This is a genomic window from Microvirga lupini (assembly GCF_014191055.1).
GTDB classification, from domain to species: domain Bacteria; phylum Pseudomonadota; class Alphaproteobacteria; order Rhizobiales; family Beijerinckiaceae; genus Microvirga; species Microvirga lupini_A.
In genome coordinates this window covers 59,770-74,922 of the sequence record NZ_JACHWB010000010.1, presented here as the reverse complement: position 1 = coordinate 74,922, position 15,153 = coordinate 59,770, and the positions used below count along the sequence as shown (strand labels likewise).

Below are 15,153 nucleotides of genomic sequence, written 5' to 3'. Positions count from 1 at the left end.
CATCGAAAAGTCATGCGCCGTCTCATCGGCGCTGCGGCCGCTATTGCCATTGCTGGAGCCAGCATCCCGGCCCAGGCCCAGGATTTCATCAACGTTCTGACCGGCGGCACCTCGGGCGTCTACTATCCGATGGGCGTCGCCCTTTCGAAAATCTTCACGGACAAGGTCCAGGGCTCCCGACCCTCGGTGCAGGCCACGAAGGCTTCCGTGGAAAACCTCACCCTTCTGCAGCAGGGCAAGGGCGAGATCGGCTTCACCCTCGGCGACAGCCTCGCCATGGGCTGGGCCGGCGACGAGGAGGCAGGCTTCAAAGCTAAGCTCGACAAGCTGCGCGGCATCACGGCGATCTATCCGAACTACATTCAGATCGTCGCCACCCAGGAATCCGGCATCAAGTCGCTGGCAGACCTTAAGGGCAAGCGCCTCTCCGTCGGCGCACCGAAATCCGGCACCGAGCTCAATGCCCGGGCGATCCTCCAGGGTGCGGGCCTCTCCTACAAGGATCTCGGCAAGGTCGAATACCTGCCCTTCGGCGAATCCGTCGAGCTCATGAAGAACCGCCAGCTCGACGCCACCCTGCAATCGGCCGGCCTCGGCGTATCCTCCATCCGCGACCTCGCCACCTCCGTGCCGATCGTCGTGGTGGAGATCCCGGCTGCCGTCGTGGACAAGGTTGGCACGCCCTATGTGAAGGCCACGATCCCGGCGAACACCTATGGCGGCCAGACGGCCCCGGTGCAGACGGCGGCTGTGGTGAACTACCTTGTGACCCATTCCGGCGTGAAGGACGAGACGGTCTATCAGATGACCAAGGCCATCTACGACAGCCTGCCGGATCTCGCCGCAGCCCATGCCGCCGCGAAGGACATCAAGCTGGAAAGCGCGCTCTCCGGCATGCCCGTCCCGATGCATCCGGGCGCCCAGCGCTATTTCGACGAGAAGGGTGTGAAGAAACAGGGTTCCTAAACCCATCGACCTATTTGACAATCAAGCCGGGGCAGGGCAACTGCTCCGGCTTTTTCATGACAAGAAGAACGATCGGTGAGGAGCCGCAGATGAGCCAGGGCGTCAACACTTCCGAACTCGCCCAGATGGAAGCACCCTCTGAAGCCGTGAATCCGGAGCATGGCCTGCCGGAAAGCTTCGGCGAAGGTTTTCTCGGCAGGCTCCTGTTCTGGATCGCGGTCTCGTTCTCCACCTTCCAGATCATCACCTCCTTCGGCATCCCCCTCGATCAACCCTTCATCGCCGGCTTGAGCCTCACGCATCTTTTCGCCGTCACCATGGTGGCCTGGGCTGCTTGGCTGATCGGCCTTGCCGTACGCCGACGCAGCCTCGTCGACGGTGTTCTGGCATGGATCGCCATTGCGGTCGCGTTCGGGCTTGTCCTCTGGTTCGGCGGCAGCATGCCGAGCCAGGTGGTGCGCACGCTCCATGTGGGCTTCCTCTGCCTCGTGGCCGGAGCCATGATCGCCAACCATCGTTCGGACTCGTCGTCCCTGCGTGCGGTCGGCTGGATCGTCGGCGTCGCGAGCTTTCTGGTGGGGCTGTACCACTGGGCGCTCTATGAGGAACTGGTCATTCGCGCCGGCGAGCTCACGACCCTGGACCTCATCGTCGGCATCGCTGCCCTTGCCATTCTCCTCTATCTCGTCTGGCGTGTGATGGGACCGGCCCTTCCGATCGTCGCGGGCCTGTTCCTGTCCTACTGCCTGTTCGGCAATTACCTGCCGGCGCCCCTCGATCATCGCGGCTATTCGCTGGAGCAGGTGATCGAGCACATGTCGTTCGGCACGGAAGGCATCTACGGCACGCCGACGCTGGTCTCCGCCACCTACATCTTCCTGTTCATCCTGTTCGGCGCCTTCATGGAAAAGGCCGGCGTCATCGATTTCTTCAACGACATCTCGATGGCGGTCTTCGGTGACAAGCAAGGCGGCCCCGGCAAGGTCTGCGTGGCCTCCTCCGCCCTCATGGGCACGGTCTCGGGCTCCGGCGTCGCCAACGTGGTGGCCTCGGGCCAGTTCACGATCCCGCTCATGAAGCGCTTCGGCTTCAAGTCCGCCTTTGCGGGCGGCGTCGAGGCGACCTCGTCCATGGGCGGCCAGATCATGCCGCCGGTCATGGGCGCCGTCGCCTTCATCATGGCCGAGACCATCGACGTGCCGTACTCAAAAATCGTCGAGGCCGCGATCATCCCGGCCATTCTCTATTTCGCGGCCTGCTACCTCGCTGTGCATCTGGAGGCCGGCAAGAATCATCTCAGGGGCCTGCCAAAATCCGAGCTGCCGAATGCCTGGGCCGAGATGAAGAAGAAGTGGTTCCTCCTCGCACCGCTCGGCGTGCTCGTCTATCTGCTCTTTGCCGGTTACACGCCGCTCTTCGCCGGTGCCGTGGGCCTCTCGCTCACCGTGGCGCTGATCCTCGGAACGGCCATCGTGGCGGGTCTCGGCACGCCGGCCCTGCGCATCGCGTTCTGGATCGGTCTGGCCCTAGTGGCTGCCTATTCTCTGGCATCAACCGTCACGCTTGTCGTGCTGGTTGTCGCGGCCCTCTCCCTGTGGAACGCATTCACGGGTCGGGGCCGCACGACGCTTCAAGCTTGCGTCGACGCCATGGCGGACGGCGCGCGTCAGGCGTTGCCCGTGGGCCTCGCCTGCGCGGTGGTCGGCATCGTGATCGGCACCATGACGCTCACGGGTCTCGGCACCATCGTCGGCACCTGGATGATCTCCATCGGCAAGGAAAACATCTTCGCGGCCCTCGTGCTCACCATGATCTTCAGCCTGATCCTCGGCATGGGCATCCCGACGATCCCGAACTACATCATCACCTCGTCGCTCGCCGCTCCCATCCTGCTGCAGCTCGACGTGCCGCTCATCGTCTCGCACATGTTCGTGTTCTATTTCGGCATCATGGCGGACCTGACGCCGCCGGTGGCACTGGCGGCTTTCGCGGCGGCTCCCATGGCGAAGGAGTCCGGCCTAAAGATTGGCATGCAGGCGGTGCGGATCGCCCTGCCCGGCTTCGTCATTCCCTATATGGCGGTCTACGATCCCACTCTGATGCTGCAGCCGGTGCCGGGCCTGGAGGGCGCGAGCTACTGGCTCGCGGTGGCCTACATTGTGGTCAAGGCCTCGCTTGCCATGGTGCTCTGGGGCGTTGCCTCCGTCGGATATTTCCTCAAGCCACTATCATGGTGGGAGCGGCTCTGGGCCGCCGTGGCGGCGGCCTTCCTCGTGGCGGCGGTGCCGCTCACCGACGAGATTGGCTTCGTGCTCTCCGCCCTCTTCGTGGGCTTCCACATCTGGCAGTCGCGTCGGGTCGCCACGCCCGTCGTCAGTTGATGATCTGCCTCCTGGCCGGCTCCGCGATTGCACCCCTCATGGCGGGCGCGATCACCCTCGCTTGGACGCATTCGGTCGAGAAGATCGTCTGGGAGGAGGATTGGCGCTCAAGCCCTGCGGGTTTGGAACTCGTCGAGGCGCGGGTGCGCGGCTCCGGGGCCGGAATGGAGCCGCCGCCGGAGGCCGAACTCGCCCATGGGGTCTGGTCATGGAAGCCGAGCCTGCCGCCTCAAGCCCAGGTGGTCATGCGCCGCTCAGGCGCCACAGCGGATTGGCGGATCTGCATATCGGGCCAGTGCCGCCCGATGGAAGCCTATGTGCCGGCGCAAGCCGATCCAATCGTGATGAAGGTGTGTGAAAAGCCCTAGGCGCGGCCCGTCAGGGGCTCGACGGCCACGCAGCGGCGCCAGAGGTTCACCAGGATGTAGATGGCGAAGAGGCTGAAGAGAGCCATCAGGGCATAGCCCACGTAGTCGCCGAGTTCGAACAGGCCGGCAATCGCCCAGCCGGCCGCGATGGCGACGCCAAAAACCTCTGCGCCCACCAGGATCATAATGCTCATGATGGTGATCATGCTGCGCCAATTGGTGCTTTTCGCCTGGGCCACTTCGGTTAACTCCGTTTAAAGCATCGGACCCAAAAGTGGATTTGCACTTTTAGCATCCATCCGATGCTTATTCCAAACTGGCACATCGTTCGAAGCGGAACCGGAGGTCCGCGTCAGCGAAAACCGGATCCACTTTTCCGCACGATGCGCTTGCCGATGGGACTACCCTAAACGCCCCCTCCGGTGCAAGCTCTGCCCGAATCTCATTCTGTCGCGCCTCTCATTCAAGAGCCCATGCCCGAGACCCCTGTCTTTTCGACAGCCGCCGTTGCGGCTCCTCACACTCTCGCCGCCGAGACGGGCCAGACCATTCTGGCTGCCGGCGGCAACGCCATTGAGGCCATGGTGGCCATGGCGGCCACTATCGCGGTGGTCTATCCGCACATGAACGGCATTGGCGGCGACGGGTTCTGGCTCGTGCGCGAGCCGAAAGGACGCATCCATGGTCTCGATGCCTCCGGACCGGCCGGTTCGCTCGCCACCATCCGGCGGTACCGCGACAAGGGCTATGACGCCATCCCGCCGCGCGGGCCTGACGCGGCGCTGACCGTCGCCGGTGCGGTCAGCGGCTGGGGGCTGGCTCTAGAACTCTCCAAGGCGCTCGGCGGGCAGCTGCCCCTCGATCTGCTGCTCGGGGACGCCATCCGCCATGCCCGCGATGGATACCCGGTCTCACGCTCTGAGGAGCGGTTCGTGACCGGCGAGGAAGCCGCCCTCTATGAGGTCCCTGGTTTCGCCGAAGCCTTTTTGGTCGAGGGCAGGAGAGCGCCGGAGGGCACGCAGAGGCGGACGCCTCGCCTTGCCGATACCCTGGAGCAGCTCGCCCATGCGGGCTTGGCCGATTTCTACCGGGGCGATGTGGGGCGGGAGATCGCCCTCGATCTGGAGCGGATCGGCAGCCCTATCGCCCGCCGCGACCTGGAGGCCTATCGCGCCCGCGTCGTGGAGCCCCTGTCGGTCCAACTGCAGAACTCAACCGTCTACAACCTGCCACCACCGAGCCAGGGACTGGCCACCCTGCTGATCCTTGGCATGGTCGGGCGGCTCAAGGGGCTGCGGGCCGAGACGCCGGAGCATCATCACGCGCTCATCGAGGCTGCCAAGCGCGCCTTCTCCCTCCGCGACCGGGTTGTCGCGGACCCGCGCAACCTCGCCCACGATCCGGCCTCCTTCCTGACGCCGCAAGCGCTGGAGAGGGAAGCGGCTCTCATCGACATGAAGCGGGCCGCCTCCTTTCCCCTGCCGCGTCCCATCGACGGGGATACCATCTGGATGGGGGCCATCGACCGGGACGGACTTGCCGTGTCCTATATCCAGTCCGTGTTCTGGGCCTATGGCTCCGGCTGCCTGCTCCCGGCGACGGGTGTCCTCTGGCACAATCGCGGGACGGCCTTCTCGCTCGACCTCGCGAGTCGCAACCGGCTGGAGCCCGGCCATCGACCGCTCCATTCCCTCAATCCGGCCATGGCGGTGTTCGACGACGGGCGGGTGCTGTCCTTCGGAGCGATGGGCGGTGAGACCCAGCCCCAGTTCCTCAGCCAGATCTTCTCGCGCTACGCGGAGGCGGGCATGGGGCTGGCGGACGCGGTGGAAGCGCCCCGCTGGCTGCTCGATGCGAAACCCGGCGAGCTCGAGGCCGTGCTCAAGGTGGAGAACCCTTTCGACCCCGGCCTGATCAGCGGCCTCTCGCGGCTCGGCCAAAGGGTCGAGGAGATGGACGAAGCCTATTCCGGACGCTTTGGCCATGCGGGCATGCTGGTGAAGCACCCGCGCAACGGGCGGGTCGAGGCGGTGCACGATCCCCGCTCGGACGGCGGGGCGCTGGGGCTCTAAAGCATCGGAACCAAAAGTGGACTCGCACTTTTGGGATCGATCCGATGCTCTAGCTAGTCGTCCAAAGCCCGTAGAGCAGGCTCACGCCCAGCACCAGCACGAAGGCCGCCGCGAAAAGCTCGATCCCCACGATAGCAATGGCTCCCGAGGCGCCGCGTCCGCCGGCGACCTTCAAGGCCATGGCCTTAAAGAAGACTGCAACGGCCGCGATGGCGCTGGTGGTCAGAGCCGTACCGAGAGCCATGGCGAAGGTTGCCGCGATACCGGCGGCGAACAGGCCTTGCGACAGGGCAAAAACCAGGACGATGAGGGCGCCCGCGCAGGGGCGGATGCCGGCGGCAATCGCCACGCTGGCCATGTCGCGCCAGCGCGTCAGCCGGTTGACCTCGTCGGGCGGCGGCAGGTGGACGTGGTCGCAGGTCTCCTGAACAGCCGCATAGGGGTTGCGGGCCATCGCCAGGACACCCAGAACCTTGCCGGCCTTGCGCCAGGTGATGACGGCACCGAGCAGGGCGACCGCAATGAAGCTCGCCAGCTCCACGTTCAGGGCAAGCTTGTTCATGGTGGAGGCGGTGGCCCGCAGCAGGAGGCTGACCACAGTCACAATGCCGATGGCGACCAGCGCCTGCACAAGGGCGGCCGCCAGACTCAAGATGAAGCCTTTGCGCAGGGCCTTCTCGTCTGCCACGAGATAGCCCGAGATCACCGCCTTGCCATGGCCGGGGCCGGCCGCATGGAAGACCCCATAGGCGAAGCCGACGAGGAGAAGCGAGAAGAAGGCCGAACCATTCTGCTTCATCTCGCGCACGCCAGCCTGCAGGCTGGCATAGAACCCCGATTGAATAGAGAGGATCCACGCACCAACATCCCCCGAAGGAGCCGCCTCGCGCAGGCCCATACCGAAGGGGTTGCGCGGTGGCGGTTTGCTCACCGGTCCGAGCCACAGCCCGATAAGGCCCATGGCAGCGGCCACAACCGCGATGGCGGCGAGCATGATGCCGAGACGCTGCCACAGTGGCGTCCGGCTAACGCTCGGAAGGGCAGGGGCGTCGGAGGTCAGGGACATGCGATGATGGCCCTGTTGGAATATTCGATGCCGATGTCCTGCGGCTGGATGGCGCCCTCGTCCTGCAGGATCTGCTGCATGGTGGCCTCCAGCGGCTTAGCCTTGGCGATGCTGGTCACGCAGCCCTGAGGCGCGTTGGCCAGCGAGATGGCTGCCTGGCCCTCCGTCAGGCTGAAATAGACAAAGAAGGTAGGGTCTTCGATCTCGACGGACACGGCACCCGAGGGCGCCACCGGCGCTTTGAGGGGCAGGAGGAACGACATGGACACTTGCGTCTTCTCCATGGTCATCCGGGCTTCCTGCGGTGAGCCAAAGGTCTGGGGCTTCCCCCGCGCCTTCAGCACCGTGAAGTAGTCGAACTCATTGAGGGAGGCGGCATTCTCGTCGGCGAGCTCCTGCAGCTCCTCCGGCGTCAGCTTGCCGTCGTTGTTCTTGTCGAGCCCCTGCGTGACATAGGCCGTGTAGGCCTCGTCGAACGTCCAGTGATGCCGAACGCCCGTGACCTTGCCGTCAGGGGCGAAGACGACTTCCGCCTTGGCCGTGACCCACACATGCGGATGCGCGAGCACCGGCGAGGATAAGCCTACAATCAAGACCGTCAGGGCGGATTTCAGACCGAGATGGCATGTCATGCGTTTGACCCTGGAACAGCAACGCTCCCGGCGAAGGCCGGTCATGAGAGGCGATATGAGCGTTGTATGGTTAACAGAGGCGAAACAAAGGCGTTGATTGACGGGCTCCGGCATATATGTCAGCATTACTGACATATTCCCTACAACGAGACCGGATCACCGGCAGCGGGGCCCAAGCCCCAGGAGGAAAACGGATCATGGCCGAAGGTTCTGTTGCGCTTCGTCAGGTGACCCTCGACGACAAGTACGATCTCACCAAGGATCACGTCTTCATCACCGGAACGCAGGCTGTCATCCGCATGCTGATGATGCAGCGCGAGCGCGACCGGCTGGCGGGCCTCAACACCGCCGGCCTCGTGTCCGGCTATCGCGGCTCCCCCATCGGCGGCCTCGACCAGAACATGTGGCGCGCCCGCAAGTGGCTCGATCAGTCGAACATCGTGTTCCAGCCCGGCCTCAACGAGGAGCTCGCCGCCACGGCGATCTGGGGCGCGCAGCAGGCGGAGGTTCGCGGCGAGGGCAAGTACGACGGCGTCTTCGGCCTCTGGTACGGCAAGGGGCCGGGCGTCGACCGCTCCGGCGACGTGTTCCGCCACGCCAACATGGCCGGCTCCTCGAAGCACGGCGGCGTGCTGGCGCTCATGGGCGACGACCACACGGCTGAGTCCTCCACCGTCGCGCACCAGTCGGAATTCCACTTCGTCGACGTGATGATGCCGATCCTGAACCCGGCGGGCGTTCAGGAGATCCTCGATTACGGCCTCTACGGCTATGCCATGAGCCGCTTTTCCGGCACGTGGGTCGCCTTCAAATGCGTGAAGGACAACATCGAGTCGACTTCGTCCGTCGATGCGTCGCTCGACCGCGTGAAGATCATCTTGCCCGACGATTTCACGATGCCACCGGGCGGCCTCAACATCCGCAACCGCGACGGCGTGCTCGACCAGGAGGCGCGGCTGCAGGACTTCAAGCGCGACGCCATGTTGGCGTTCGTGCGGGCCAACAACCTCAACCGCATCGTGCTCTCCGGTGGTCGCAACCCGAAGATCGGCATCATCACGGTCGGCAAATCCTATCTCGACGTGCGCCAGGCACTGGACGAACTCGGACTCGACGAGGTGAAGGCCAACGACATGGGCCTGCGCCTCTACAAGGTCGCCTGCCCGTGGCCGCTGTCGCAGCGCGAGCTTGTCGACTTTGCCCGCGGCCTCGACAAGGTGATCGTCGTCGAGGAAAAGCGCTCCCTCATCGAGGTGCAGCTGCGCGAGGAGCTCTACGGCACGGCCAATCAGCCGGTCTGCATCGGCAAGAAGGATGAGAGCGGTAATTGGCTCTTCCCGGTCAAGGGCGCGCTCGATCCGAACGACATCGCCATCGCCATCGGCGAGCGCCTGCTGGCCTACCACAACAACGACGACCTGCGCGGCCGCGTGGCGCGCCTTCGCCATGCGCAGGACGTGCTGGCGACCACGGGCGATGTGGCGAACCGCGTGCCGCATTTCTGCGCCGGCTGCCCGCACAACTCGTCCACGAAAGTGCCGGAGGGCATGCGCGCCTACGCGGGCATCGGCTGCCATTACATGGTGCAGTGGATGGACCGCTCCACCGAAGGCTTCACCCAGATGGGCGGCGAGGGTGCGAACTGGATAGGCGAGGCGCCGTTCTCGAAGCGCGGCCACGTGTTCCAGAACCTGGGCGACGGCACCTACAACCATTCCGGCGTTCTGGCACTGCGCTGGTCGATCCACACCAAGACCAACGTCACGTACAAGATCCTCTTCAACGACGCTGTCGCCATGACCGGCGGGCAGAAGCATGAGGGCGGGCTCACCGTCGACATGATCGCCCGCCAAGTGCGCGAGGAAGGCGTCGAGCGCGTCGCCCTCGTGACCGACGAGCCGCACAAGTACCCGAAGGAGATCCGCTGGCCGGCGGGCATGACGATCCATCACCGCAGCGAGTTGGAATCCGTGCAGCGCCAGCTCGCGGAGGTGCCGGGCGTGTCGGTGATGATCTACGACCAGACCTGCGCGTCGGAGAAGCGCCGCCGCCGCAAGCGGGGCGAGTTCCCGGATCCCGACAAGCGCGTGATCATCAACGATCTCGTCTGCGAGGCCTGCGGCGACTGCTCGGTGCAGTCGAATTGCGTGGCCGTGCAGCCGGTGGAGACCGAGTTCGGCCGCAAGCGCCAGATCGACCAGTCCAACTGCAACAAGGACTTTTCCTGCGTCAACGGCTTCTGCCCCTCCTTCGTGACGGTTCATGGCGCCAAGGTGAAGAAGGCCGTGCCGGAGACCGTCTCGACGGAAGGCATGACGCTCACACCGCTGCCCGACCCAGTAATCCCCGCCATCGACCGCACCTTCAACGTCATCGTGACGGGCGTCGGCGGCACGGGCGTCGTCACCATCGGGGCGATCCTCGGCATGGCGGCGCATCTCGAAGGCAAGGGATTGGGCATGATCGACATGGCCGGCCTCGCCCAAAAGGGTGGCGCCGTCTACAGCCATGTGCGCCTCGCCAACAACCAGGATGACATCCACGCCATCCGCGTGAGTGCGGAATCGGCGCATCTCGTGCTCGGCTGCGACCTTGTGGTGACCGGCACCAAGAAGGTGCTGGCCGCCGTGAAGCAGGGGCAGACCGCGCTCGTGGTGAACACCGCCGAGGTGATGCCGGGCGAGTTCACCCGCAATGCCGATTTCTCCCTGCCGACGGAGCGCCTCAAGCGCGCCATCAAGTCGGCGGCGGGCCATGAGGGCGCGTCCTTCGTCGATGCGACGGCGGTCGCCACGGCGCTTCTCGGCAATGCGATTGCGGCCAACATGTTCATGCTGGGCTATGCCTACCAGACCGGCCGCGTCCCGCTCTCGGGTGCCGCCATCGAAAAGGCCATCGAGCTCAATGGCGAAGCGGTGAAGATGAACCTCGCCGCCTTCACCTGGGGCCGCCGCGCGGCGGCGGAGCCGGAGCTCATCGCCGCCATGATGAGCGAGCTGAAGGCTCCGACGGAGTCGCGCAAGCTGTCCGAGACCCTCGACGAGGTGATCGAACGGCGCGTCGGCTTCCTGGCCGGTTATCAGAGCAGGCGCTATGCCCGGCGGTACGGCACCCTTGTCGAGCGCGTGCGCGCGGCGGAGGACAAGGCCGTGCCGGGTGCGACCGCGCTCACCGACGCGGTGGCGCGCTCGCTGTTCAAGCTCATGGCCTACAAGGACGAGTACGAGGTGGCGCGCCTCTACACGAACGGCCATTTCGAGAAGCAGGTGGCATCCGCCTTCGAGGGTGAGAACCTGCGCTACGAGTTCCACATGGCGCCGCCGATCCTCGCCAAGAAGGACCCGATCACCGGCCTGCCGCGCAAGATGAGCTTTGGGCCGTGGATGCTCAAGGCCATGGGCGTTCTGGCGAAGTTCAAGCGGCTTCGCGGCACGCCGCTCGATGTGTTCGGCTACACGCACGAGCGGCGCACCGAGCGCCAGCTCATCGGCGCGTTCGAGGGGCTGATCGAAGAGATCGTGGCGAAGCTGAATGCCGGCAATCATGCCACGGCTGTCGGGCTTGCCGGCATCCCACAAAAGATCCGCGGCTTCGGTCACATCAAGGAGCGGAACTTGAAGGCCGCCAAGGCGGAAGAGGCCGGTCTCCTCGCCAAGTTCCGCGCCGATCCGCAGCCGATGGCCGTTGCGGCGGAGTAGGAAGGCCAGTCCGAGTATCCTACAGTCCACGTCATGGCCGGGCTTGTCCCGGCCATCCACGTATCAGGAACCTCAGCGGCGCAAAGACGTGGATCCCCGGAACAAGCCGGGGGATGACGACGGAGCAATGATTCTCAGCCGCGCGTCTGGCTCACTTCCACAAAGCTCTTGGCTACCGTTCGTACGTTCGCCTCGTTGAGACCTGCCACGCACATGCGCCCGGAGCCGACCAGATAGACGCCGTCGCGCTCGCGTAAGGTCGTGACCTGCTGCTCGTTCAGCCCCGTGTAACTGAACATGCCGCGCTGGTTCGTGAGGAAGCCCACATCGATCTCGTTCGACAGGGAGCGGATCTGCTCGGCGAGGCGCTTGCGCATGGAATCCATGCGGGTGCGCATGGTCTCAACCTCACGGGTCCATTGGGCGCGCAGATCGTCGTTGCCGAGCACCGTGGCAACGAGAAGGCCGGCGGTCATCGGCGGGCTTGAATAGCTGCGGCGCACGGCGAGCTTGAGCTGTCCGAGCACGCGCTCGGCCTCGTCAGCATCGCGGCACACGACGCTCAAGCCCCCGCAGCGCTCGCCATAGAGCGAGAAGTTCTTCGAGAAGGAGTTGGCCACGAGACAGCTGGCGCGCTCGGCATAGCGGCGTACGAAGGCTGCGTCTTCGTCGAGGCTGGAGCCGAAGCCCTGATAGGCCATGTCGAACACCACGATGTGGCGCTTGGCGACGAGCACGTCCGTCACGGCCGCCTGCTGCTGCGCGTCGAGGTCGACGCCGGTCGGGTTGTGGCAGACGGGCTGGAGCACCACGATGGAGCCGGCCTCCGCGGCCTCCAGCGCCTTCACCATGCCGTCGAAATCGACGGAACGAGTTGTGCGGTTCCAATACGGATAGGTTGCCGTCTTGAAGCCCGCCCGCTGGAACAGGCCGTGATGGTTGTCCCAGGTCGGATCGCTGACGAGAACGGTGCGGCCGGGCGTGTGCTTGGCGAGGAAGTCGGCTGCGATGCCGACAGCCCCCGTGCCGCCGAGGGTCTGAATCGTTGCGATCCGCTTCTCGGCAAGGGCAGGGTGCCCGGCGCCGAAGATGAGCTTCTGCACACCCTCGCGGTAGGCCGCATGGCCTTCCATGGGGAGGTAAGGCCGCTCCGCGAAGCCGATGCGCTCATAGGCGGCCCGGACCGAGCCCAGCACCGGCAGGCGCCCCTGCTCGTCGGTGTAGACGCCGATGCTGAGATTGACCTTCTCAGGGCGGGGATCGGTCTTGAAGCTGTCGTTGAGGGAGAGGATCGGGTCGCCCGCGAAGGCTTCGACCTGTCCGAACAGGGATTCCGTCATGCTGATCTCCAAGCCTGTCGCGGCGGCCTGCCTGCGACGCATCGTCAATGCCGCGAGACCTAGACCCTGCGAGGGGGCCTCGGCAAGCGGCTTCATGGGTTCTCAGGCATCCAGCCGCCAATCGATCGGCTCCAGCCCCTTCTCGACGAGCCAGGCATTGGCTTGGCTGAAAGGCTTCGTGCCGCGGAAGTCGTTGAGCCGGTTGAGCGGGGAGGGGTGTCCGGCCTCGATCACGAGATGCTTCGACCGGTCGATGAGCGCTGCGCGCTTGCGGGCGGGACCGCCCCAGAGCAGGAACACGACGGCAGGCTGCTGCTGCGAGATGGCGCTGACGGCCTGATCGACCAGGGCCGACCAGCCGAATTTCATGTGGGCTCCCGATTGTCCGGCCTCCACCGTGAGCGCCGTGTTGATGAGCAGCACGCCCTGCTTGGCCCATTTAGAGAGATCACCCGATACGGGCAGCGGCACGTCCAGATCCTCCGCCATCTCACGCAGGATCGTGCGCAGGGAAGCAGGCAGGCGCCCCGATCCACGATAGGAGAAGGCGAGGCCATGGGAATCACCCGGCGTGGGGTAGGGATCCTGGCCCAGGACGACCACCTTGACCTTTTCCAGGGGCGTGAGGGAGATGCTGGTGAACACGGCGTCCGGTGGAGGAAGAACCTGGGCGCCTGAGGCGATCACTGCATCGACCTTGGCCGCCACAGCCTCGGCGCTTCCATCCTGAAAGAAAGGCAGCCTGAGCCATCCCGCGGTCTTCGGCTTGGCGCGGAACTCGGCGAGAGCTTGGCTGATGGGACCTTTCATGAGGCAACCTTTCGGGGGGCACAAGGTCTGGTCCTGCGCCGGCTAAGGGATCTGGCGGCCACCGATGAAAAAGACATCAGGGATGCCGCCGATTGGGGCGGTGAAAATATCGACAGGATGTTACTAATGTGACACGTTGCCGGTCTAGGTTCCATGATCACAACCCATGGATCCAACCTGCTACGAGGACCTTGCATGATGCTTCAGAGCCGCCCCTCCGCCGCCCTGCGCGCCGGCTTTCTTGGACTATCCCTGCTGCTGTCGGGCACGGCCCTGGCGCAGGAGGCCGTGACGATCCGCTTCGTCCATACCAACGATATCGACCGCATGAGCCCTGAGAAGGGCCGCGGCGGTTTCGCCCGCCTGGCGACGGTGGTCAAGGAGGAGAAGGCCAAGGGCAATGCCTTCTTCATCCATGCGGGCGACACGATCTCGCCCTCGCTGCTCTCGGGTTTCGACAAGGGCGCTCACATCATCGATATCCTGAACCGCATGGGCGTCGACGCCATGGCGCCGGGCAATCACGAATTCGATCTCGGCGATGCGGCCTTCCGGGCCCGCATGGCCGAGGCCAAGTTCGACGTGCTCGCCACCAACATCATCGACGGCAACGGCCTGCCGGCTAACACCAAGGCCGACAAGGTGGTCGAGGTTCAGGGGGTGAAGATCGGCTTCTTCGGGCTCACCACCGAGACGACGCCGATCGAGTCGAGCCCCGGCACCATCAAGTTCTCCTCCACCATCGACACCGCTCGCGCGAAGGCCAAGGAATTGCGCGAGAAGGGCGCCGATCTCGTCGTCGCCGTTGCTCACACACCGCTGGCGGTGGACATGATCATCGCCCGCTCCGCCGGTGTGGACGTGGTCATCGGCGGTCACGACGAGCACCTGCTCGCCTTCTACGACGGCAAGGTGGTGCTGTCGGAGGCCGAGTCCCAGGCCAATTTTGTCAACGTCGTCGAGCTCTCCGTGAACAAGGCGACGAAGGATGGCAAGACCACCGTCACCTGGTCGCCGAATTTCCGCATCGTCGATACCGTCAGCGTGAAGCCTGACCCCGACATCGAGGCGGTGGTGAAGGGCTATGAGGACAAGCTGTCCAAGGAACTCGATGTCGAGATCGGCACCACGGAGACGGCCCTCGACAGCCGCCGCGCCACCGTGCGCGGGGGCGAGGCCGCCATGGGCAACCTGATCGCCGACGCCATGAAGGCTGCCGTCGGGGCCGATGTCGCGCTCACCAATGGCGGCGGCATCCGGGCGGACAAGCAGTATCAGGCCGGCCAGAAGCTGACCCGTCGCGACATCCTGTCCGAGATGCCCTTCGGCAACACAACCGTGCTGCTTGAGGTCACCGGTGCGCAGATCAAGGACGCGCTTGAGAACGGCGTCAGCCAGGTTCGCGAACTCGGCGGGCGTTTCCCGCAGGTCTCCGGCATCGTGGCCGAGGTCGATGTGAAGGAGCCGGTCGGCAGCCGCGTGAAATCGGTCAAGATCAACGGTGAGCCGCTCGATCCCGCTAAGACCTACAAGCTCGCCACCAACGACTTCGTCGGCCGCGGCGGTGACGGCTATCGTTCGTTCACTGGTGCCAAGTCGCTCATCGATACGTCTGCCAGCCAGCTGATGGCGAGCCAGGTGATCGACTACGTGGCGAAGGCCGGCAAGGTGGCGCCGAAGGTCGAGGGCCGCGTTATCCTGCGCTGATCTGAAAGCACTTTTTTCATCCTGGCGCCGGGGCCCACAGGGGTCCCGGCGTTTTTATGAGCCGACGGGCCTGCGCGACGTCCAGGCGCGTCCCCTGGTGCTCGAGGCAAGAT

At 65.0% G+C, this 15,153-nt stretch carries 11 protein-coding genes; 6 read left to right on the top strand and 5 right to left on the bottom strand.

Going from position 1 to position 15,153, the window contains the following annotated elements; genetic code table 11:
- The first annotated feature begins 12 nt into the window (after positions 1–12).
- The 3 genes from FHR70_RS22275 to FHR70_RS22265 all read left to right on the top strand — a co-directional run bounded on the left by FHR70_RS22275 (position 13) and on the right by FHR70_RS22265 (position 3,715).
- Positions 13–966 carry a TAXI family TRAP transporter solute-binding subunit gene (locus FHR70_RS22275; RefSeq protein ID WP_183454353.1) on the top strand — a complete coding sequence of 318 codons (954 nt, stop codon included), beginning with the start codon at positions 13–15 and terminating at the stop codon, positions 964–966.
- Positions 967–1,055: 89 nt separating this feature from the next.
- Entirely contained in the window at positions 1,056–3,347 is a 2,292-nt protein-coding gene (locus tag FHR70_RS22270; protein ID WP_183454351.1) for a TRAP transporter permease, read from the top strand.
- Positions 3,348–3,385: 38 nt separating this feature from the next.
- Complete coding sequence (locus FHR70_RS22265) at positions 3,386–3,715, top strand: DUF1850 domain-containing protein (protein WP_246408445.1); 330 nt, start codon at positions 3,386–3,388, stop codon at positions 3,713–3,715.
- Here the strand turns inward: FHR70_RS22265 and FHR70_RS22260 are convergent.
- The gene (locus tag FHR70_RS22260) at positions 3,712–3,909 is read right to left on the bottom strand and encodes a hypothetical protein (RefSeq protein WP_246408444.1); all 198 of its coding nucleotides are present in this window, start codon (positions 3,907–3,909) and stop codon (positions 3,712–3,714) included. The two genes, FHR70_RS22265 and FHR70_RS22260, sit on opposite strands and share 4 nt — an antisense overlap.
- A 279-nt stretch (positions 3,910–4,188) precedes the next feature.
- On the opposite strand from FHR70_RS22260, the gene FHR70_RS22255 reads away from it, so the two are divergent.
- Complete coding sequence (locus FHR70_RS22255) at positions 4,189–5,787, top strand: gamma-glutamyltransferase family protein (RefSeq protein WP_183454347.1); 1,599 nt, start codon at positions 4,189–4,191, stop codon at positions 5,785–5,787.
- Between the two features lie 49 nt (positions 5,788–5,836).
- Here FHR70_RS22255 and FHR70_RS22250 read toward each other — a convergent pair whose 3' ends face one another.
- Complete coding sequence (locus FHR70_RS22250; RefSeq protein ID WP_183454345.1) at positions 5,837–6,853, bottom strand: nickel/cobalt transporter; 1,017 nt, start codon at positions 6,851–6,853, stop codon at positions 5,837–5,839.
- Positions 6,844–7,485: a DUF1007 family protein gene (locus tag FHR70_RS22245; RefSeq protein ID WP_183454343.1), complete on the bottom strand. Its 642-nt coding sequence runs from the start codon at positions 7,483–7,485 to the stop codon at positions 6,844–6,846. The genes FHR70_RS22250 and FHR70_RS22245 overlap by 10 nt, the downstream gene beginning before the upstream one ends.
- Before the next feature lie 197 nt (positions 7,486–7,682).
- Here FHR70_RS22245 and FHR70_RS22240 point away from each other — a divergent pair, with 197 nt between their 5' ends.
- A complete protein-coding gene (locus FHR70_RS22240; RefSeq protein WP_183454341.1) occupies positions 7,683–11,183 on the top strand; it encodes an indolepyruvate ferredoxin oxidoreductase family protein in 3,501 nt (1,166 codons plus the stop codon).
- Between the two features lie 134 nt (positions 11,184–11,317).
- Here FHR70_RS22240 and FHR70_RS22235 read toward each other — a convergent pair whose 3' ends face one another.
- Together FHR70_RS22235 and ung are read right to left on the bottom strand one after the other, a co-directional pair.
- Positions 11,318–12,619 carry an amino acid aminotransferase gene (locus FHR70_RS22235; RefSeq protein ID WP_246408442.1) on the bottom strand — a complete coding sequence of 434 codons (1,302 nt, stop codon included), beginning with the start codon at positions 12,617–12,619 and terminating at the stop codon, positions 11,318–11,320.
- A 6-nt stretch (positions 12,620–12,625) separates the two neighbouring features.
- Positions 12,626–13,333: a uracil-DNA glycosylase gene (gene ung, locus FHR70_RS22230; RefSeq protein WP_183454339.1), complete on the bottom strand. Its 708-nt coding sequence runs from the start codon at positions 13,331–13,333 to the stop codon at positions 12,626–12,628.
- 195 nt (positions 13,334–13,528) lie between these two features.
- On the opposite strand from ung, the gene FHR70_RS22225 reads away from it, so the two are divergent.
- Complete coding sequence (locus tag FHR70_RS22225; RefSeq protein ID WP_246408440.1) at positions 13,529–15,040, top strand: bifunctional metallophosphatase/5'-nucleotidase; 1,512 nt, start codon at positions 13,529–13,531, stop codon at positions 15,038–15,040.
- The last annotated feature ends 113 nt before the right edge of the window (positions 15,041–15,153 follow it).